Raw genomic sequence first — 22,641 nt, 5'->3', positions numbered from 1 at the left:
ATCAGCTTGTGTCCCGTGTGTCCCCGACAAAGCTGCCAGGAACATCAGTCTTTGGCAACGGCGTTGGGACTGACTTTCGAATCGGCTTCGGTCAGACCAACGTGGCCGTTCAGTTTGCCTTTCAAGCGAGTCGATGCAAACGTGGCATCCGCCAAACCGACGTTCAGCTTCAGATCCGCGTAGGTGTACTCTTCCTTCAACTCAGGTGAATCACCTTCCGAAGCTGGCCAATCGTAGACCTCCAAACGAATCGGCACGTGCAGTTCGTCGTCGATGAACGCGTTGGCACGATGGAATGTGACCCCGCCTTCCTGGGTTGGATGAACGATTTGAATGTGCGTGGCTGGACGGCCCATCACCCGGGCGTTGCGAAAGTAGGTCACTTCGGTGTTGTCACCGCTGGGATCATTCTCCATGTCGAATTCGATCAACCCGATCAAACGGTTCATGATCTTGTCAAATCCAATGTCCGTGATCGGGTAGTTGCTTTGTTCTTTGGCTTGCCGACCATGTGGATCAATCGACAACACGAGGTAGCTCAGTGCTCCACCGCCTTTTCGAACCCGGGCTTTGCCTTCGTTCTCGCCCTCGATGTAGAGCACACGACGATCACGAAGGGTGCGTGGTGACTGGTACTGCAGAAACACCGACATCGGCGAGACATCACCTTGCTCGTTGGCTTGTTCCACTCGAACCGCCACGTCCATGATTTGAGGCGTCTGCAAAACGCCATCAATCCGTTCGCGTTTGATCAGCTTGCAACTGTAGTCGCTGACGTGTTGACGAATGTGGTCAGCATGGGCCTGGGCAAACCCGAGCGCCCAACCCAAAGGATGATCGGCGATTGGTGGGGTTGATCGATGATCATCCGGATTGCCGGCGGTGCCCTTCGCGTCCATCAACGGAACCAAGGTCTCTTTCGCGGAGAACGATGTCACCGGCGATGTCACCGGCGATGTGGCCGACACTTGCTGGATGACGTTTGAATCGTCCAATCCCAGCTCGGCGATTGCCTGCTTGGCCAACTGGTCAGTGGCGTCTTCCACAGCAATCTTCTGCACCGACACTCGTCCATCATCAAAATTGCCAACGTGGGCAGTCTGCTGGGACGCTGAAGTACTTTCGTCAGCACAAACCTCTTGCGGGCCAGACAGCGATCCCAACGCGACACACGACAGTGCCAGTGAGGACGCAAAAAGGCTTTTCAGTCGAAGGCGGTGAGTCAGCGATGGGGTCGGCATGGAAGGTGGCTCCAAATGGCGGTCAAAAGTCCGTTTGTTTCCGGTGGTGCTCGTTCGGCCCAGGCGGCGATGTCCGTTGGTGCACGAAGCGTGCCGATTGTCTGCAAAAGTCAAAGTTTCAGACTAGCGGCGTCCCGAGTCGAAACAACTGAAAAGGACCAATCTGGACTGGAACGAAAGTGCGGGCGCCTGGACCGTCGTCAAAATCGGCATAGCCTTCCGCGTCTGAAGTCCCGCAAAACGCGCCTCGCGGGATGTTTCACGGGGCAGGGGAGTCTCCTCATCCAGCAACCGCCGAGTCATCTCAGAGCATGCTGCATTCATTTTGACATGCATCCATTGCATTCTGAGACACCCTCGTGAAACCAATTGTGGAACCCGAACACCATCCGGGGCACTGGCAAAGTTGATCCGCCACTTGTAATTGTTACCGTCGCGATGTCATTCTTTGGGGTCGCGAGCATTCAACGAACCGAACTTCCTCTTTCCGTCGTCAAAGGCTTCCATGGGCATCGTCATCCCACTCGTTCTGATCTTCCTCACTTGCTTGGTCATCTGGCGAGCTTGCGACGGTTTCGAAATCGCGAGTGAGTACATCGGCCGCAACCTTTCTGAAGGCGTTCGCGGCGGCACGATCAATGCCATCTCCAGTTCCATCCCGGAACTCTTCACGACCCTGATCGCCCTGTTTGTGCTTTCCGATCGCGATGGTTTTTCGATTGGAATCGGCACCACAGCAGGCAGCGCGTTGTTCAACGGGATGATCATCCCGGCCGTCTGCATTCTCAGCGTGGTGGGCTTTGTCGTGATGGGAGTCCGCGTCACTTCGGTCAACGTTTCCACCCGCGTTCTGCTGCGAGATGGCCTCTCGTTGATTCTCTGCGAGTTCATTCTGATCCTGCTGATCAACGGGGAACAACTTCATTGGTGGCAAGGTCTGATTCTGATGCTGATGTACGGGGCCTACCTGGTGTACATGCTGACAACGATGAAGCCTTCCGAACTGTCCTCCAACGACGAACAACCAGACGATGATGACGAAGAGCAGGAGGAGGATGCTCCCCGCAGCCTGTTCGCCACCTTGTTCTACTGGGTCTCCGGAGGACCGTTGCTGGATCTGGAACGATGGTTTGTCAAAGACCATCACCGCGAACAGATGAAGCAAGAGACCTGGAACGGCTGGGGATTGCTTCTGACCAGCACGGGGGTCATTGCCGTTGCCTGCTGGGCGTTGGTGTTGGCCTGCGAGTGGCTTGGCAGCGGCCCGGCCAACCTCGAGAACCCTTCCTACGAATTGTTCGGGCAAACCTTCCAAGGGCTGGGCATGCCTGCGATGTTCGTCGCGGTCATCTTTGCTTCGATGGCAACCAGCGTTCCGGACACGGTCATGTCCATTCGCGATGCTCGGGACGGTGACTACGACGACGCGGTGGCCAACGCGTTGGGCAGCAACATCTTTGACATCTGCTTTGCACTTGGATTTCCGCTGTTTCTGTTCACCTTGGTTCACGGCCCGATCCAAATGGAACCTGAGATCGCAGCGCAAAGCGGTGAACTTCGATTGTTCCTCTTCATCCTGACCATCATCGGCTTCTTGATCTACTACATCGGCAAACGAGGTGTCGCCGCGGATGGGACCCAAACCGTCGAAATGAAACGAGGCAAGGCCTTCGCCTTGCTCGCCATGTACACCTTGTTCGTGCTTTACATCATCGCCCATGAACAAGAGGTCGCATTTGTCCACCAAATCTCGGACCGCTTGCAAAGCCTGCTGCAAAGGCTGCCTGCGATTGGAGCGATCACCTAACCCGCTCGGGCCGGGCCATCGCAAAACCAGAACCGCCAACTCACTTGCTGTCGACTGATTCACCGTGCTGTCGGGAACCTCGCTCAGCCACGATTGAAAGCGACATCAACGTGGTGTTGTCACAGGTGTCCCGCGATGCAACAGTTGTCTTCCATGTCGGAACCTCAAAATGTCAGCCACTGGATCGACCAAGTCAAAAACGGCGATTCCATCGCCGCCAACCAGATTTGGCAGCACTACTATGATCGGCTGGTGCGATCGGTTCGAAACAAACTCTTCGGCCAAAACCGCGCCGTCTCCGACGAAGAAGACATTGTTCTGAGCGTCTTCGACAGTTTTTATTCGGCCGCTCAAAAAGGCCGTTTTCCGGATCTGTCCGACCGAGACGATTTGTGGCGTTTGCTGCTGAAGATGTCCGCCCGAAAAGTGGTCGACAAAAAACGTCGTGACCATCGCCAGCGGCGGGGCGGGGATGTTCAGCTTCATTCCCTGGACAAACGTGACGACAACGAGAACTTCATCGAAGCCATCGGCGACGAGCCATCACCCGAGATGGTATTGATGATGCAGGAATCCGTGCAGCAATTTTTTTCTCATTTGGGTGTCGGGCAATTGCGAGATTTAGCGGGTGCCAAGTTAGAAGGGTATTCCAACGCGGAACTTGCCGCACGATTTGGATGCTCCGAACGGACGATTGAGCGTCGTCTGCACCTCATCCGCGAAAAATGTCACCAGGAATTGTTCGATGAGCATCCGCCAGAAAAAACTACCGATCGCGACCTTGGAACGAATTGACGACCTGTGCGCGGACTTCGAGCACAAATGGCAAACCGATCAATCGCCCAGCATTGACTCCTATCTGACCGAGGACATTCCACCGGACGAACGAGACGTCCTGCTGGCCGAACTGATTGTGTTGGATGTCGACTATCGGCGGCGACGCTCCGAGCAGCCCACCGAGCAAGACTACCTGGATCGTTTCCCCGACAAGGACCAAGTGATCCGTGACGCTCTCCGCGGGAACGGCCAACCCACGCGCGCCTTCCATCCGCCAACGGTGGAGCAACTGGGAAATCGATTCCCCACTTTGAAGATCACCGAGTTGCTGGGCGCAGGAGGGATGGGAGCCGTCTACAAAGCACGCCAGGAAGGTTTGGATCGAGTTGTTGCACTCAAAATCCTGCCAGAAGAATTTGGACACGACGTCAAGTTTGCATTGCGGTTCACTCGTGAAGCTCGCACGCTGGCAAAATTGAACCATCCCAACATCGTGTCGGTCTATGAGTTCGGACACGTTGACGACACCTACTATTTCTTGATGGAATACGTCGACGGATCCACGCTGCGGGATGTGGTCGCGGCCGGCCAGCTCGCTCCCGCTCATGCGCTCACGATCGTGCCGCATCTTTGCGACGCACTTCAGTACGCTCATGACAACGGCGTCATTCATCGCGACATCAAACCGGAAAACATCCTGATCGCCAGGGATGGTTCGGTGAAGATCGCCGACTTCGGACTTTCCCGACTTCTTGGTGATCAAAATCAACCGTCAGCACTCACCGGAACACACCAGATCATGGGAACCCCCAGGTACATGGCTCCGGAACAACTCGAAGGTGCACACGGAGTCGACCACCGCGCCGACATCTATTCGCTGGGCGTGGTCTTCTACGAAATGCTGACGGGAGAACTTCCGATCGGTCGTTTTGCCGCGCCTTCGAAAAAGGTCGAGATCGATGTTCGTTTGGATGATGTTGTTTTGAGAACGCTCGAGAAGGAGCCGCAGCGTCGGTATCAGCGAGCCAGCCAAATCAAATCCGACATGCAGTCCATTGCCTCGGGTGACGGTGCCGCTCTGGCCCCGACTCAGCTGATGGGCACAGACTCTCCACGCGACCGCGGTCACACGTCCATGGGAATTCAAGACCAAGAACTGGCGGGCCGATTGTTGTTGACCCGTCGCCAACTCATGGAGCGGGTCGAGTCATCGCTGCGGCCTCTGTTCGCCGGACAGGTGCTTCAAATCCTCTTCGGTGTGGCACTCATCGCCTTGGGAGCCTACTGCTGGGCGCCCAACACGCATGTGCCACATCGACTGGTCAGTGGCGTGATCGTGCACGTCTACGGGTTGTTCTTGATCATTTCCGCCGCCAACGTGTTGGTTCGCGTCAAACGCATCGACACCTCCCAACCGATCACCGATATCCGTGAGAGGCTCAATGGAGTCAGAAACTTTTCACTGCGGGTCGGGCCGATCATCGGTTTCGCATGGTGGTTGATTTGGATCCCCGTCGTCGTCGCTGCTGGATTCGATCCCGTGCTGCACCCCAACTCACTTTATCCATCGCTGATCGTGGGCGTGATCGGACTCGCTGTCTCATGCGGGTTGTACGCGATGGCAATGAAATCAGAACACTGGCGTCAAAAACTAGGCGGCCGAAGTGTCACCAATGCCCAGCGAGAGCTCACCGAAATCGAGCAAGCCAACATCCGCTGATTCCTAGCTCCTAGCTCCTAGCTCCTAGCTCCTAAGCAGGTCGGCTGGAATGATCGGGCACAACCATGTGAGCCGAAGGGCGTTCGCCTGGGCTGTCAAAAGGTTGGTATTGACACCGCTTTGGACTGCGCAGGTTTCGTTCCTCGACTTCGCCCCAACGGGGCAGCCCTATGCCAGCCCAGGGCAACGCCCTGGGTTGTGGCGGGACCAAGATTACAAAGCCCCAACGGGGGCGGTCCTAGCGGGTTTTGGGGAGTCTTTCTTAGGGCCGCCCCGTTGGGGCTGGTGTCGGAATCTCCGTAACGAAACCCCAGGCGATGCCTGGGGCTATCTTAGAGCTGCCCCGTTGGGGCGTAGGACAGAATAAAAATCAACGTCGCATTTCCCATGTCAATACCAACCTTTTGACAGTCCAGCGTTAGCCCCGGTTGCGCGTGAAAACCGTGGCTAACGCCAACGGCTCACATACCCGATGACACCTGCTTAGCTCCCTGTGGCTCTGTGGCTCTTTCCACTCTCAAACAACCCCACCATTGGCCCGCAGCGTTTGGCCATTCACCCAAGCCCCATCCGGACCGGCCAAAAAGGACACCACGGATGCGATGTCATCGGGTTGTCCCAGACGTTCCAGCGGCGACATGTTCGTTAACCGATCGATCAACTCATCTGACTTGTCATCCAGGAAAAGCTTGGTCGCGGTTGGCCCAGGTGCGACGGAGTTGACTGTGATCTGTCGTCCCCTCAATTCGTTCGCCAGCACAGACGACATGGCCTCCACAGCCGCTTTTGTTGCGGAGTAAACACCGTAGTTGGGCATTCGCAATCCGATGACGCTGGACGACAGATTGATCACCCGGCCACCATCACGAAGTCGGCGAGACGCTTCTCGCATCGTGTGGAAACACCCCTTCAGGTTGACATCGACCAGCCGAGCAAAATCCTCGTCCGAGGTCTCTGCAAGCGGTTGCATCTTCAGAACGCCAGCGTTGTTGACCAACACGTCCACCCCGCCAAACGACTCCGTCGCGAAATCAAAGAGTTTCTCGACCGCGTCCGAGTCACTCACATCGGCTTGAAATGACAGTGCGGAACCACCCGCTTTTATGATTTGTTGGGTCAGTTCATCGGCCGCCTTGGAACTGTTTGCGTAGTTGACCACCACCGAAAATCCGTCGCTCGCCAATCGTTCGGCAATCGCCGCACCGATCCCACGCGCCCCGCCGGTGACAATGGCAACCTGATTCGCCTTGTTCATTCAAAGGACTCCTGTTTGCGTTCTTGATGTAGCTGTGCGTTCAAATCAGCAATGATCATCCATCGAGCAGGAACGCCACGAAATCCCGATCCAAGATCACTGATGGAGGCGAGGTGGTGTCGCCAGCACGGGGTCCACCACGTTGTCACTTACTGGGAAACACATCTTGGAGCGAATAGAGACGCATGGATTCTTGCCCGTCGTAGCCGCCCACCGCGACCAGCGTTTCTGTTTCAGGGTCGTAGTCGATGTCTCGCACTGGCATCAACAAGTGTTCCGGCAATGCTTCGAACCTGGCAAGCTCCACCCCCGTCTCCAAGTCGATGCACAGCACATTGCCTTTGTAGGTCCCGACAAACAAACGCTTTGAATCAAACAAACGCAGCACGTGAATTCCACCACGCCCACCCACTTCATACGTTTTTAGCAATCGCAATTGATCATCGAACAATTGCACCACGCCGGTCATGCCACCAGTGACAATCCGGGATCCGTCGGGGCTGATTTCCACACAACTGTAGATGTCGGGCGTTTGGACTCGATTGAGCTGCGCCGCATCCTTGACGGACCATCGCGTCAACACGCCGATATGATCGGAGAGTCGACCTTGATGCCCGTTCGAAAGCAGGGTTGCTCCGTCTGGATCAAAACGCACCCGGCGAATGTCTTGATCTAAATTCACCGTGCGAGAAACCTCCCGTCCGGTCGGAAGATCCACGACTCGCAAAACGGAATTCCGACCGCTGGCGACCGCCAACCACTTGGAATCATGGGAGATATCCAGCGCATTGACTCGACTCCCCAGGTTCGACTTCCAGAGCGGGTTTCCATTTCCCTGACGATGAACCAGGACCTCCCCCGACGCATAACCTCGCGCACTGAACTGGCCATCAGGAGAAACCATGGCGGTGACCAGTTTGTCGCGACCTGGCTCGAGCAACGTTCCCTTCTGGAGACGTTTCCCCTGCAGATTCACGCGTTCAATCGTGCCCAGTTTCGAGACCACCGCGATTTCGTCTTTTCCTGGAACAAACCGCACCCCGTGGACGGCTTTGTTGTTCCAGGCTCGCGGCCGGGCAAACGCCGGAACGAATCGATCCGCGGGGACCTGCACATCCAACACAACAACATCCGGCCCGGCTCCCGCAACCACCAAGCGTTGCGGGTCGTCCGTCAACTCCATCGCCGCGACCAATTCCAATCCCACATCTCGATCATTGATGTGCTGACCACTGGCAAGGTCCCAGACACGAATGCGGTCCCGAAAACATCCGCTCAACAACGTCTTGCCCGTTTTTGAAAAGCAGAGATTGGTGACTCGGTTGGGATGTTTTTTCCAGCGAAATTTTTCACTGCCGTCTTCGGTCAAGTGAACGCTGACGGATCCATCGTCCCACCCCAATGCCACCCGCCCACCGTCCGCCGACACACGGACAGCACTGATGGTGTTCAGACCGTTTGGATTGGCCGTGAATGGCTCTTCGCTGACGATGTCACGCGTCTCGTTTTCCTCTGCTCGTCCAGCACCGATCGCCGGCAATCGGTGAACCTGCCAGCTGTTGTTTTGCGAAACAACCACTGCCACGTTGGCATCCCGACTGACTGACAACAAGGAACAGGGCATCTCCAGCGAGACATCCTGCGTCTCATCCCACCGATCATCTCCCTGCTCCCAAATCTGCAACGTGGTTCCCTCGGAGAGCCCGATGAGCCGACCGTCATCGCTCCCCACACCCATCGCAAGCACCTGATCAATGGGCGCCAACTCTTGAATCCGTTTGCCGGTGCTGGTGGACCACAGAAGCAAACGACCTTCGACATCCAGGGACGCCAGAAATTTCCCTCCACTGAGAAATTGAAGACCGCGGACAATCGTGTGGTGTTCACCGATCATCTCGTGCTGCACTTCGGGTTCGCCGGTGCGGCGCAGCAAGACTTGGCCTGCGGCGTTGCCGGTGGCCATCCATTTTGAATCTTGCGAGAAGGCGACTGCGATGACCGCTTTGTCGTCTGCGGCTCCCAAAGCCGGCTGCACGTACCCCGGCAGTTCAAGACTTCGGCGAGTGAACTCCACCGGTTCCCGCCACTCGGCCGATCCAGAAGCGTCCCCGCTGGAGACGCTTTCACCGGGAGTGTCGTCTGCGAAACCGACATCTGACATGCCGACCAAAAGGACGATGAACATGAACAGGCAGGGCGAAACCAAAAGCCCTCCAAAACAACTCGGAAGTCTCATCATTGCACCCTCTGTCGGTGACGTGGTTCGACCGAGGGCTCCGACCCGCTTGAGCCCTCGATCAGTTGATTCCAGCTACTTGCTGAACAGCACGCAGATGGGAGTGGGAACCGGTTGGGTTTGACGTGTGAAGGTCAGTTCGCCAGTGTCCCCGTCGACTTCAAAGACCGTGGCGGTGTGGCTGTCTCTGCCCGCAGCGATCAACCAACGACCGCTGGGATCGAGATTGAAGTTGCGAGGCCAACCGCCACGAATGGCTTCGACCTCCACCAGTTCCATTTTACCAGACTCATCGAGACGAAAAACGGAGATGCTGTCGTGACCTCGGTTCGCCGAGTAAACAAACTTGCCGGAGGGATGCACTCGAATCTCAGACGAACTGTTGAAACGTTCTTTCGCTTTGGTCTCTTCCGACAGGGCGGGGATGGTTTGTCCAGCCGCCATGGTGCCCGCCTTGGCGTCGTAGTCGAACACCGTGACGGAAAGAGCCAATTCGTTGAGCAGGTAAATGCGTTTTCCATCCGGGCTGAACTTCATGTGACGTGGGCCACCACCGGGAATCCCTTCGCCAAAACCATGATGGGTGAGCGAGGGACCGCTTGGATCCAATTTCCAAATCACGACCTTGTCCATTCCCAAATCCGGAGTGAACGCGAATCGGTTGTCTGGCGAGGTCCCAACCCAGTGTGCATGCGGTGCATCCTGGCGGTTTCCGACCACGCCTGATCCCGCCGGGGACAACAGGTCATTGTGTTCATAGACCTCCACGCGACGTGCGACCGCACCGTCTTCGGCCAATTCATACAGCGTCGTCGAGCCACCGCCGTATTGTGCCGAGAGCAGCACGGTTCCCGTGCGATCGGTCGCCAAGTGAGCGACTCCCCCATCACCGCTCTCGACCGCGCCCATTTCAACCAACTTCGCGTCCTTGGAATCAGCTTGCACACGGTAAGCCGTGACGCCACTTCCGCTGGAGGCGTACAGCACGGGCTTGCTCGGATGCATCGCCAAGAACCCAGGTTGCTGGGCCTCCACCGCCAAGGACGCCGGACTCAGCTTGCCCGATTCGGTGTCGAAGGTGGCATGGTAGATCCCTTCACTGGCACCTCCCCGAGGGGTGGTGGTTCCAAACCAAACGTTCAGTGTTTCCGCCATCGCCAAATTCCCTTGCAAAGCCACGCAGGCAACCACGGCCACCAGGACCCGTTTCGCCCCCCACCTCGTTCGCGTTGCCACTTGCTCGTTGCCGCTCAATCCGCTGCTCATCTGCGTCTCTCCGATCATGGATGCAATTCTTGCCTGTTTGGCGAGAAAAACTCGCCGAAGGGGGCATCATACCCCAGTAGGCGTGGCGAGGGAGGAAAGTGGGGCAGGGCACAGGGGCTAAGCAGGTACGCAGGTGTCATCGGGTATGTGAGCCGTTGGCGTTAGCCACGGTTTTCACACGCAACCGGGGCTAACGCCCAAACGGCTCACATGGTTGTGCCCGATCATTCCAGCCGACCTGCTTAGGAGCTAGGAGCTCTCCTCCCATGACATTGCCGATTCGCGGTGGTTTGATCTAGGATGCAGGTGCTTCAAACCTTTCCTGGAATCCGCCGTGCTTTCAATTTCGCCTACCTATTTGCTGTACTACCTGCCACTGATCATTGCGATCTCGTTGGTATTTGGTGCGACTCGGCACGAGGATTTGTCGTTGATCCTGCGACACGCCTTCCACACCGCCCGTTGGATCACCGGCTTCATGGCGGTCGTTTTCGCCTTGGTTCTCGTCTTGGACTGGATGGTCTGAGCCGATGAGGATTCTGACTCTCGGTGGCGGCACCGTTGGACGCTGGATCGCCGACATGCTGTGCAGACGCCGGCACAGCGTCACGCTGATCGACAGCGATCCTGAAATCGTGCGATCCATCAACAGCGAATTGGACGTGCGTGCGATCGAGGGCAATGCCTCTCAGAGCACCGTGCTGTTCTCCGCCGACGTGCTCAGCGCCGACTTGTGCCTGGCGGTCACCGGAGACGACGAGGTCAACATCGTTGCCGCCAGCATGGCCAAAGCACTGGGTGCTCGTCGCGCGATTGCGCGTGTCTACGCCCCCGCCTTTCGTGACCTTTCGACGTTTGACTATCAGCGTCACTTTCAAATCGACAGTCTGCTTTCGCTCGAACAACTTTCCGCTTCGGAACTGGCTCGCGCGATTCGCAACCCCGACGCGATTCCACTGGAACACTTCGCGCGTGGCCAATTGCAGGTCTACGAAATGGACGTGGCAGTCGGATCCGCTGCCGCAGGCAAGAAGCTCATGGAACTGCAACTTCCGCCCAGGGTCCGAGTGGGATCCCTGGCCCGAGAAGGCCGCATGTGGATCGCCAGCGGTGCCGACGAAACACGCGCCGGTGACCGAGTCAGCTTGGTCGGGATGCCGGACGCCGTCAGTGTGGCTCGGCAAATCTTTGGCGGCGAAAAACGACGTCGCAAACAATCCAAGGTCATGATCGCGGGCGGCGGAGAAACCGGCTACCACTTGGCCGGACTGCTGGGCCGCGAAGACTTTCGCACCGTGCTGCTGGAACAAGACGCGAAACGTTGCGAGCAATTGGCTAAATTGCTGCCCGACGTCACGGTGGTGCACGCCAACGCCAACCGACGCAGCGTCCTAGAAGACGAAGGCGGCGGCACGGTGGACTACTTCGTTGGCTGCACTGGAAACGACGAAAACAATATCATGGCCGGCGTCGAGGCCCGTGAACTGGGTGCCTCTCGCGTGATGTGCGTGGTGGGGCGACCGGACTACGCCAACGTGGTCGGAAAACTGGGCATCGACTTGGCCGTCAGTGAACGGGACGTCGTCGCTCGACAAATCCTGGGGTTCCTCAACGAAGGAGCCATCATCAGCCAAAGCAAATTGCCCAACGGTTCAATCGGCGTTTACGAACTGGAAATCCTGGAAGGCTCCGCTGTCACACAAGCATCGCTGGCCAACCTTCCGCTGGCAGGCCGCTGCTTGATTGCCGCGATTCAACGCGACGGATTCGTGCGTGTGCCAACCGCTGACGATGTCCTGGAAGTCAACGACATCATCGTTGCCCTGATCGATTTGTCCGATGCCGACGAAGTCCTTTCACTCTTTCACAGCGACTGATTGTGCCCGCCACTAAGAACGCTCCTGAGTCCAACCCCCACGCTGTTGTGAACGATTCCACTTTGCCATCCCCGCACACCCCCGCCCCAATCGCAATGGGTCCACCGACCATCGTCCTGTTGCGATTCACCGGCGAGGATCGCCCCGGTTTGACCGCGTCAATCTCGGAACGGCTGCACCGATTCAATTGCCGAGTCATCGACGTCAATCAAGCCGTGATCCACCGATCACTGCTACTGGGCATGCTGGTCCAGATTCCCGGCAGCGAAGATCCCGATCGACTGATTCGAAAGATGCGGCGAAAAAGTCGCAAACTGGGGCTGAAATGCAAAGCAAAAATCGTTTGCGACGCGGACTATGACGCGTGGGTCAAACGCCAAGGCAAATCGCGTTTCATTCTGACGCTGCTTTCCCGTTCGGTTACCGCCGAGCAATTTGCCGCGGTCAGTCGGTTGGTCTCCGACCAGGGACTGAACATCGACGTGATCACGCGATTGTCCGGACGCCCCGAGCGGGATCCTGGCGACGAACTGACTCGCGCCTGCGTGGAGTTCTCTTTGCGAGGCGATCCAACTGACGCCAACGCTCTCAAAGCCAGCCTGTTGGATCTGTCCAACCGTTTGAATTTGGACCTGGCATGGCAGCGAGACGACGCCTTCCGCCGCAATCGACGGATCGTCGCGCTCGACATGGATTCGACCCTGCTGCAAGCCGAAGTGATCGACGAACTGGCCAAGGAAGCCGGGGCCGGAGAAAAAGTCAGTGCGATCACCGAAGCAGCGATGCGAGGCGAAATCGACTTCGACGAGTCGCTTCGCCAACGCGTGCAATCCCTGGAAGGATTGCCCGAGAGCGTTCTCCCCAAAGTCGCGGAGCGATTGCAGTTGACCGAAGGTGCCGAACGATTGCTTTCGAACCTTCGTCGGTTTGGCTACACCACCGCCATTTTGAGTGGTGGCTTCACCTACTTTGGCGAACACCTTCAAAAGCTGTTGGGCATCGACCATGTGCATGCCAACCAACTGGAAATCATCGACGGAAAACTGACGGGACGGGTCCTCGGTCCCATCGTCAACGCCGAACGCAAGGCATTGCTTTTGGAACAACTCGCGGCCAACGAAGGCGTGGACCGCAAACAGATGATCGCGATCGGTGATGGTGCCAATGATCTGCCCATGCTCTCCCGCGCCGGCCTGGGAATCGCCTTTCACGCCAAACCCATCGTGCGGGAATCTGCTGAACACCGAATGTCCACCTTGGGTCTGGACGCTGTTCTCTACCTGCTTGGCGTCAGAGACCGCGACTTGGTTGAGTAACCGTGCGGTCGCGATCGGTGACATGCCGATGACTGGCTTTTCGAACTCCAAATGACTCTCCATGAACACTGAACGGATCGAAGTCTGGGTTGATGTCGGCGGCACCTTCACGGATTGCTTGATCCAACGAACCAATCCAAACGGACATCGCCATCGCGACGCCATCAAAGTCCTCAGCAGTGGATTGGTGTCGGTTCGAGTGGTGGACCACAGCGACGACTTCACTCAAGTTGATGTCGAGCTTCCACCACCATTTGCGATCGACGGTTTCTGGGAATCCGCCAAACTGTGTGAGCAAGGTGAATCAGCGATCGAGGGTGAATCGTTCACCGTGCTGGGTTGCCAGCGTCAATCCGCCAACACGGTTGGACTGCAATTCAACCAACCGGTCAACCAAATTCGCCGCGATCAAAACTGGGTGCTCGATGCCGGAATCGAATCCCCGATTTTGGCGACGCGAGTCTTGTTGGCGTGCCCCTTGCCGCAGCCGCTCCCCCCGCTCTCCATTCGCATGGGCACCACGCGAGGCACCAATGCGCTGCTCACTCGCAACGGTGCCCCGACCGCTCTGTTGATCACCGAAGGATTCGCGAACCTGCTGCAGATCGGAACCCAAGACCGCCCCGATCTGTTCGCTTTGGACATCGTCAAACCGGAACCTTTGGCAACTCAAACGTTGGAAATCCGCGGTCGGTTGGATGCCCATGGAGATGAGCTGATTCCGCTCGACGAATCTCATCTCCGCTCTTGCTTGCAAGAGCTCAGAGCATCCGGCCCCGAGGATTTGGTGCTGGCCATCTGCTTGCTGCACTCCCACCGCAATGACACTCACGAGCGGACCGTTCAGCGAATCGCGAAGGAGGTTGGGTTCACGGATGTGATTCGCTCGACCGAGGTCGCCGCTCTGCCTCGAATCGTTCCGCGAGCCGAAACCACGACGCTCGACGCCTACTTGTTGCCGATTTTAGAAGCCTACGTGGCGCGAGTGTCGAAGCAATTCGGTGGCGAAGCAAACTGCCATCTGCGTTGGATGACGAGCGGAGGCAATCTGGTCGCCTCCGCTGGTTTCCGCGGCAAGGACAGCGTGCTGTCGGGCCCCGCCGGCGGTGTCGTGGCACTCGGCGAAGTCGCCAAGCAGTGTGGCGTCGCCGGTGCCGTTGGACTGGACATGGGCGGCACCAGCACCGATGTCAGTCGCTTTGAAGGAACGGTTGGACGACGACAAGAAAGTATGATCGGTGGCATCCGCGTGCTGACTCCGATGATGGACATCCACACGATCGCATCCGGTGGCGGGTCAGTCTGTGCGATCCGCGAGGGACGCTTGACGGTCGGCCCCGACAGCGCCGGAGCCTTCCCCGGACCGGCGTGCTACGGGCACGGTGGACCTTTGACGATCACCGATGTCAATGTCTTGTTGGGTCGACTACCAATCGATCGTTTCCCGTTCCCACTGAACTTGAATGCTGCACAAAATGCATTGCAGCAAACCCACCAACAATTGCCCAGCGACAGCACGCTGAGCCCCGAACAGCTCGCAGATGGATTCCTGCAGTTGGCCGTCACCCAAATGGCCGAGGCCGTTCGAGTCGTCACCACCGCCGCAGGAAGCGACGCGAGGCAAATGGCGCTGGTCGGATTTGGCGGTGCTGCGGGCGGCCACCTTTGCCAGGTCGCTGACTCATTGGAAATGTCCCACGTGATCGACCATCCCGATTCAGGGTTGCTCTCAGCAGTCGGAATGGGTGCGGCACCGATTGGACGCATCGCATCCCGGTCCTTGCAACTCACGGTCGCATCTGCCGTGTCAGACCAGGCGAATCCACTCTCCAACCGAGCGTTGAGCCAGGACGCGATCTCGCCACTGGAATCGGCCGCGAACGACACGCTGCTTCAGTGCCAAACTCAACTTCGCGAAGAAGAAAACGTCTCGCTGGACACGCCCCTGCAAATTGTCCATCAATGCGATGCACGTCCAAGAGGAACTCAGTCGACCTTGCCAGTCGATCTGTTTCCGTTGGACACCCTGCCGGCTCGGTTCGATGCCAAACACCAAGCCACGTTTGGTTACCGCCGGGATTCCATGCCGCTCGAAGTGGTCACCGTTCGCTGCGAAGCCACCCTGGAACGAGAAGCCAACCAGACCAGTCGTCTCGGCACACAGGGCGACTCCGACAACTCGCCCGTCGCCTCGGCAACTCAGACGAAACCAGAAACGATCTCGATGTGGGTCCAGGGTGCCTATCGAAATGTCGACCTCTGGGACCGCGAGGCGTTGAACACCGGCCACACCATCATCGGCCCAGCGGTGGTGACGGGTCCTTATTCGGTCTTGGTGGTGGAATCGGACTGGACCGCCACCCTGTCCGCCGAAGGGATTCTGGAGATCCACAAAGCCACGTCCACACGTGCCGCAGTGACTCCGGCCGTTGCCAAGCTGAATGACACCATCGCGATGGAGATCGCCGCGAGACGCGTGCAAGGGATTGCCGAATCGATGGGCGAAGTCATCCGCCGAACCAGTGTCAGCGTGAATGTCAAAGAACGCCGCGACTACAGTTGCGCCGTGTTCCTGGGCGATGGATCCTTGGTCGCCAACGCACCCCACGTGCCTGTTCACTTGGGGGCGATGAGTCACACGGTTCGCAGTTTGATCGAAGACTACCCGGAGATGTCACCAGGTGACTCGTACCTCAGCAACGATCCCTACGCCGGTGGTTCACACCTGCCTGACATCACCGTGGTGACTCCCGTTTTCTGCGCCGAAAATGCATCCGGTTCGTCGCGGCCCCCGGGTTGGCCCTGCGACTTCTTTGTCGCCTCACGCTGCCATCACGCCGAAATCGGTGGCATGGTTCCGGGATCCATGGCCCCCGCAGCCACCTGTTTGGCTGAAGAAGGCGTGGTCCTGCACAACGAATGCTTGGTCCGCGGCGGGCAATCTCACCACCCAAGAATTCGCGAACTGCTTTCCAACGCCACATATCCTTCGCGAAATGTGGAAGAAAACATGGCCGACATCGCGGCGGCCGAAGCGGCAGGGCAGGCCGGTGCGAATCGAATTCAGGCCTTGGCTGATTCGATGACCAAGTCTCGCCTGATGGATCTGTTGAAGCAGCTGCTGAATGTCGCGGGGGAAGCCACGGCGACCTGGATTGCCACGCTGGGAACCGAGGCACGCGTCTTTGAAGATTCACTCGATGACGGCACGCCCCTGCGAGTCACCTTGCAGCCGGACCAATCCGCCGGACGACTGCGAATCGATTTCACCGGAACAGGTCCGGTCCATCCCAATGGGTTCAATGCCACACCATCGATCGTGACCGCGGCCGTGCTGTATGTGCTCCGGTGCGTCGTGCCCGGCGAGCTGCCGTTGTGTGACGGGGTGCTCAAACGCATTGAACTGGTCATCCCAACGGGCTTGCTCGCGCCGCCTGCCGGCGACACCCCCGAGAACAGTCCAGCAGTGGTCGCAGGCAACGTTGAAACCAGCAATCGCGTGGTGGATGTCTTGCTCGGCGCGTTGGGCGTCGCCGCCGCATCCCAAGGCACGATGAACAACCTGCTGCTTGGCGATGAGACCTTCGGTTACTACGAAACCATCGGCGGAGGTGCCGGCGCGACGGCGACACAAGCGGGTGCTGACGCGGTTCACACTCACATGACCAACACTCGAATCACCGACCCTGAAATCTTGGAATCACGTTTGCCAATTCGCCTGTGGCGGTTCGCCATCCGTCGTGGCAGTGGCGGAGCAGGGCAAAACCGAGGAGGTGACGGAATGATTCGCGAAATGGAATTCCTTCGTCCTTTGACACTGTCTCTCATCACCTCCCGGCGAACAACGCGTGCCTACGGGATTCAAGGCGGGCAACCAGGCCAACCCGGCCGACAAACCCTGGTGCATCCATCCCAACGAACAGAACTCCCCTTCGCGACCAGCCGAGAAGTCAACGTTGGCGATCGACTGATCATGGAAACGCCCGGCGGTGGCGGCTATGGCAAAGAACGCCCCGCCGAATGAAACAACGAACCAGTGTCCGGCAAACAGCAACCGTGCCGAGTCACCTTTTCGATTTGCTTGTCGCTGGAATCGCCAGCATTCGGTTTCTGCAGCGATCCCTGAACCCTGATGAGCCCAGCTACCGAAGTGGTTTCAGGACAACTTCGAAACGGATCACTCCGGCGTGTCATCCACTTCATCGCTCGCGTCGTCATCACGATCGGTTTGTGGGATGGGCTCAGGAGTCACTTCGTCGTCGGTCCCCTCTGCGCTGAAGGTGTAGGTCAACAATTCCAATTGGATCTCTGCCAGCATCGTGTTGCGATGCGGAATCAGCTTCACGCGACTCTCAATCACATTGGTGTTGCTGTTCGTTTCCTTGCGTTCGATCTCGTGCAACGTCTTTCCATCAACAACGCTGATCCCCATCACATCCATCTGCCGACGACGCACGCCGTTGCCAGGCACCGTGAGATGAGCCCGAGCCATCAGCAGCATCGGAGTGACCCAAGGTTGCTCGACCGTGCATCCCCAAGCATCGTCAAACGAGCGACTCCAACGCAGCGATCCATCCACCGTTGAGATCGCATGCATCGCGGTGATGGGCTGAACCGCCGCACCACCCGAAACCGCCACCGAACGCGTCGCAGCCAAATCGCGATTGGGTTTTCGGTGTCGGGGCAGAATCAACATTTGATCTTGGATTGACATCACCGAAACCCCGTACAGCCCCTGGCGAGCAGGGACCGTCACATCCGCGATTTCACGTCCTGAAAGCAAATCCCAAATCGTTGTCCGGCCGGTGTGATCCAACAACGTGAAGTAACGACCGTCGGTCATTTCCGCGTAAGCCGCGGTTTCATTCACGTTTTGAGTGTCCGCGACTCGAAACTGGACCGTTTCCCCCGTTCTCATGTCGATCAGTTCGACCAACTGAGGGTCAAGCATGTCTTTGGCCGCCTCCAGGCTGGCTCGCATTTCTTCGCTCACATCGGCAGGCAAATTGGCGTCTTTGTTCACCTGTGTCACCGTCAACAGATGTGACCCCAGCGACGAGATCACCGATCCCATCGACCGCTTTTGGGTCTCCAACAACCCGCCATCGTGGATGTCATAGCTTTCGATTTGGTTCTGTGACCGACTGACGACCATCACGCGATCATCCGCATGCACGATCGCGGTCCCAACGGCTTCGGTGGTCGTCCGCCAGCGCTCTTCCCCCGTCACAGTGTCCAAGCAAATCAGTTCCGTTCCCTGCAACAGAAACAATCGATCCCCCAAAACCGGCCCCAGAATCAACTGAGCATCCCCGTTGTCCGCCGTCGCGGAAACCATCATGTTTCGATAGATCTGATTTCCAAACGGTGTTGCCGCGCTCCGCCGCTTGGCAACCGGTTGGCCATCGGTCCCCAGCGTTCGTCGCCAACGAATGGGGTCCTCGCCAGTGGCTCCCAAGGTTCGAAACAAATCAATTGCGATCAATTCCGATTGAGTCAGCAACAACATCAGGCTGCCGCTGTAGGTCAATTCTTTTCCAAACGAACGCATCCCCGAGAAACCCTCGACCGGGATCGCCCGATGAATCCCGTAAGGATTGATCAGCGCCAAGGAGTTCATGTTGTCGCTCATCGCATTCCAACCACGCAGTTGACGCCCCATCAGATGAGTCGTCTTCGCGTAACGCCGGTCGTTCATCATCATGCTGGACCGCGGCATTCGCATCGATTGCCATTCCAAGTTGACGTTTCGAGGCCACTGTTCGCCCATCTCGTAGTCACGACCGCGAACAGGGTTGGCTTGCAGCGCGTCCTCAATGAAGGTGTCCGCGCCAGTGGGCTCCGTTTCGCTCAATCGTTGGCCCAACAGCTCTCCCACCGCCAATCGATCCAGGTTCCAGGACTCTTTGCTGTACAGTTTCGAGAGCATCAACAGACGATCGTTGCTCAACGACTCCAAGGCATCATCCGTCGTCATGGTGTCCGCCCAAATCAACCGCTCGGCCAGGAACCCGTCTTCCATCAACAAAGCCCGCGTGGCCATGTCGCGCCGTAAATCTCGCGTCGCATCGACGACCGGTGAGAAATGCTGCAGCGTCCGCATCAACGTGGGCCCGTCCATGTTCCCTCGCGTCGAAACCAATGACTCCACGGCTTGCGTCATTGCGACCATGTCTTCCGGGGTGGCAGTGGAAACCAACTGCGACACCCGAGCACTGATCCAATCATCAACCGTGAACTGACGAGCCGCATTGGGAAAGACGGCGTCCATGTCACGATTGAGCGTCGGATGACGCAACACCAACTCTGACAAATCCAGCAACAGTCCCATCGCCTTCGTGTGCTCGATCTGTTGAACGGGTTTCGCGACCGCCCCTTTGATCTGCAGAACCAACAGTTCTGCCCGTTGCTCGGGTTGGTCAATCAACTCCATCAAGGCATCCAAGTCGACATTGGCATCGCTCGGATTTTCACGCAGACTTCCCAGCATGGCTTCCACCGACAACATGATCACTTCATCGTTGTCAGGATCCAATTCCCGAGCTCTTTGAAGCAGGTCCAGCGCTCGGGGACGTTGCTCCTGTTCGATCAACAATTCAGCTTTGCGAACCAGGGCAAAGAAATTGTCCGGGTCCTCTTGAAGCAAGGCATCGACACGCGGTTGCAGCGATTGTTCACCATAAGCGACCGCCACCATCGTGGCGGATTGGGAGATCAACTCGCCATCGATTGCGATCAGGTTCCCCAGCGGAAAACGGACCGTCCGGCGCTGCAACACTTCACCGTTTTGCAGCGAAATCTCGATCAGCTCATCCGTCGTGGTGGGCAAGTAATAGCGATCGCTGCCAAACACACCACGGCCTGAAATGCGTTGCCCCGGTCGAACCAAATCAGGAGGTGTCGACCAGACCTCCGTACCATCTTGCAACGAACATGCCGAGACTTCATCGGCACCGACAACGAAGAAGAGGCCGTCTTGGACCCCCGCAACGTAAGCCAGGCGAATGCGATTTCGGGGCGTGAAACGATTGCGTCCAGTGAGCACGTCGAGAACCTGCAAGCGATCGCACTCAATCGGAGTGAGGACCACCGAAGTGCCTTCGGCGATCGCCAGCGAGTGCGTCCAACGGCGGCTCAATTGATTCGAAGAAACCCGGGTGTTGGGCCGATAGATGCTATGAACAAATTCCTGATTTCGTGGAATCTGATTCCCCCAACGAATGGTTCGGTCGATCAGATTGACTGCGACCGTGGCGCCAGCTCCCGTGGGGCAGATCAACATTCCGTTGTGATAGGTGGGCATCGCGCCGGCGACTCGGCGGACGGGATCGGCACCAATCCCACCCGATTCCACGGCCACCAACACCTGCTGCCATTGAACGGATCCGTCCGCGGGATCCAAGCACAGCAGCACCACTTCACCCGCGATCTCAGCGATCACGTACAGGTCACCTCGAAAGGGAAGTGGCGGTCCGAGGAAAAACGCTTCGGCCAAGGCGGACGGGGTGGACTCTGACTTCCCCAGTCGCCACAGCAACTTGCCTTGGGTTTTGAGATCCAACGCGACCAATGTGTTCGCCAGCGACGACATGCCGCGACTGGCAAACGGGCTGAACCGTTCAATTTCGATTTTACTCAGATCATCGATCATGAAGACTCGCTGACCATCACTGGAGATCTGCCCAAACGGAACGTCGTTCCAAACACGTTGAACGAGAATATCAACCGGGTCTTCTTCCTCCTCCATTGGATCGGCGAGGTCCGGCGTCAACGAGGTTTCCGGCGGTGCGAACCAGGGATACTGCCAAACTCGTTTGCCCGTCCGAAAGTCGACCCCCAACAATCGCTGAGTGGTTCGCATCAGCAACTGATCGCCGACTCGCAGTGGCGTCCAAGATGGAGGCGGCAACTGCCCGGTGGCTTTGAGCTGTTGAGTCTTTTCCTGAATCATCCGCTCCTGCCGCGGACTGGCGGACGACTCCACCATCCAACGTGGATTGCTGAGCGGCATTTGTCCGGCACCAGAACCATTGCGATCCACCGCGCCGCCCAACAACGGGTAGTTCTCCGCCAGAGAATCCGCGGTCACCAATTCCGATTCACTCTGCGCCAGCACCCATTCCTTCCAGGCAATCTCATCAACGGGTTCGCCGACAGGAAACAACGCAGTGAAGGCTTGGGGATACTTCGCCGGCGTCGGGATCGATCGATTGGCACGTGCACACGCAATCGCATGCAAAGTCACCACCGACTCGCCCACTTGATCCACGATGCGTTGCTGACTGACCAAATCATCCAACAACAGCGAACAGGCCAACGGGTTTCCAAGCATCCACTCACGAACCGCCAACAGGACGGACGCTTTGTAGCCGGCTTGGGTGTGGAAGGTCTCGCGTCGGACCCGCTGGACCGTTTTCCAGTCGCGTTTCGGGCCGGCTTCTTCCAACAGTTTGCCAGCCAAAGGCCCGTAACGCAGTTCATAAATCTCCAAGCCTTCTTTCGGAAGACCACCGATCAAGTCACGGACATGGTCCAGCAGGCTACGAGGCAATTGACGTTGCAACCGCGCCAGTTCCTCCGCTTGAGCAGCCTCGTCATCCAACGGTCGCCCATTGCGATCCAGCAGGCCCTCTCGGTTGCCAAGCGGTTGCCCTGGCTGCACACCTTGATCGTCGACTTCATCCTCGGCCTCCGCCGCGATCGGAGCGTAGTAATCCTGCATCATTTCTGAAGCAGGATCGTCGCTGGACCGCAGCAGCAGATCTCCCAATCGAACGACCGCGTCGCTGTAGCGTTCTTGCTCGATCGCCTCTTCGGCATCACGAATGATTTGTCGCATGCTTCGCGGGGGCGGCAGGAACTCGGCATCCCCCATCTGCATCCGCGAATCAAACAAGCCTTGAGCGAGGGCGATTTTCGATGCCCCGGGAGTGGCAAACAGCAATCCGGCGAAGATCACCGCCGCCATTGTCGAGCGAGTCATCCAGGAAACCTTGGCATCGAGACGAAGATTGGCGTGGGAATTCACTACACAAACCGATTGAAAACAAACTATTGAACAAACGCACGTTACTCGCGCGGGACTCGACAACGCGATCTCATTGTATCGCCCCAGGTTGTTCGTGAACCAGTCTCATCTGCTGCAC

12 protein-coding genes are annotated in these 22,641 nt (G+C 57.7%); 7 read left to right on the top strand and 5 right to left on the bottom strand.

Going from position 1 to position 22,641, the window contains the following annotated elements:
• Positions 1-44 precede the first annotated feature (44 nt).
• On the bottom strand, positions 45-1,241 hold the full coding sequence (locus PSR62_RS07585) for a DUF1571 domain-containing protein (protein ID WP_274407189.1): 1,197 nt from the start codon (positions 1,239-1,241) through the stop codon (positions 45-47).
• Between the two features lie 505 nt (positions 1,242-1,746).
• Here PSR62_RS07585 and PSR62_RS07580 point away from each other — a divergent pair.
• From PSR62_RS07580 to PSR62_RS07570, 3 genes are all read left to right on the top strand, one after another.
• Entirely contained in the window at positions 1,747-3,048 is a 1,302-nt protein-coding gene (locus tag PSR62_RS07580; RefSeq protein WP_274407188.1) for a sodium:calcium antiporter, read from the top strand.
• A gap of 135 nt (positions 3,049-3,183) precedes the next feature.
• Positions 3,184-3,843: an ECF-type sigma factor gene (locus PSR62_RS07575; RefSeq protein WP_274407187.1), complete on the top strand. Its 660-nt coding sequence runs from the start codon at positions 3,184-3,186 to the stop codon at positions 3,841-3,843.
• Positions 3,830-5,545 carry a serine/threonine-protein kinase gene (locus PSR62_RS07570; RefSeq protein ID WP_338020180.1) on the top strand — a complete coding sequence of 572 codons (1,716 nt, stop codon included), beginning with the start codon at positions 3,830-3,832 and terminating at the stop codon, positions 5,543-5,545. Before PSR62_RS07575 ends, PSR62_RS07570 begins: the two co-directional genes overlap by 14 nt.
• Positions 5,546-6,062: 517 nt before the next feature.
• Here PSR62_RS07570 and PSR62_RS07565 read toward each other — a convergent pair.
• From PSR62_RS07565 to PSR62_RS07555, 3 genes are all read right to left on the bottom strand, one after another.
• Positions 6,063-6,800 (bottom strand): SDR family oxidoreductase, encoded by a 738-nt coding sequence (locus PSR62_RS07565; RefSeq protein WP_274407185.1) that lies wholly within the window; start codon positions 6,798-6,800, stop codon positions 6,063-6,065.
• Between the two features lie 145 nt (positions 6,801-6,945).
• Positions 6,946-8,985, bottom strand: coding sequence for a WD40 repeat domain-containing protein (locus tag PSR62_RS07560; RefSeq protein WP_274407184.1), 2,040 nt, complete (start codon positions 8,983-8,985; stop codon positions 6,946-6,948).
• A 126-nt stretch (positions 8,986-9,111) separates the two neighbouring features.
• On the bottom strand, positions 9,112-10,320 hold the full coding sequence (locus tag PSR62_RS07555) for a lactonase family protein (protein WP_274407183.1): 1,209 nt from the start codon (positions 10,318-10,320) through the stop codon (positions 9,112-9,114).
• A 316-nt stretch (positions 10,321-10,636) separates the two neighbouring features.
• Here PSR62_RS07555 and PSR62_RS07550 point away from each other — a divergent pair, with 316 nt between their 5' ends.
• From PSR62_RS07550 to PSR62_RS07535, 4 genes are all read left to right on the top strand, one after another.
• Positions 10,637-10,828 carry a hypothetical protein gene (locus tag PSR62_RS07550; RefSeq protein ID WP_047812898.1) on the top strand — a complete coding sequence of 64 codons (192 nt, stop codon included), beginning with the start codon at positions 10,637-10,639 and terminating at the stop codon, positions 10,826-10,828.
• Positions 10,829-10,832: 4 nt separating this feature from the next.
• Positions 10,833-12,179, top strand: coding sequence for a Trk system potassium transporter TrkA (gene trkA, locus PSR62_RS07545; RefSeq protein WP_274407182.1), 1,347 nt, complete (start codon positions 10,833-10,835; stop codon positions 12,177-12,179).
• Between the two features lie 47 nt (positions 12,180-12,226).
• Positions 12,227-13,495, top strand: coding sequence for a phosphoserine phosphatase SerB (gene serB, locus PSR62_RS07540; RefSeq protein WP_274407181.1), 1,269 nt, complete (start codon positions 12,227-12,229; stop codon positions 13,493-13,495).
• Positions 13,496-13,556: 61 nt separating this feature from the next.
• Complete coding sequence (locus tag PSR62_RS07535; protein WP_274407180.1) at positions 13,557-17,519, top strand: hydantoinase B/oxoprolinase family protein; 3,963 nt, start codon at positions 13,557-13,559, stop codon at positions 17,517-17,519.
• 153 nt (positions 17,520-17,672) lie between these two features.
• On the opposite strand, the gene PSR62_RS07530 is transcribed toward PSR62_RS07535, so the two are convergent.
• Positions 17,673-22,478 carry an outer membrane protein assembly factor BamB family protein gene (locus PSR62_RS07530; RefSeq protein WP_274407179.1) on the bottom strand — a complete coding sequence of 1,602 codons (4,806 nt, stop codon included), beginning with the start codon at positions 22,476-22,478 and terminating at the stop codon, positions 17,673-17,675.
• Between the last annotated feature and the right edge of the window lie 163 nt (positions 22,479-22,641).

Origin of the sequence: Rhodopirellula sp. P2, from assembly GCF_028768465.1 — a bacterium.
Lineage (GTDB): Bacteria > Planctomycetota > Planctomycetia > Pirellulales > Pirellulaceae > Rhodopirellula.
This window is presented reverse-complemented; position numbering and strand designations above follow the sequence as displayed.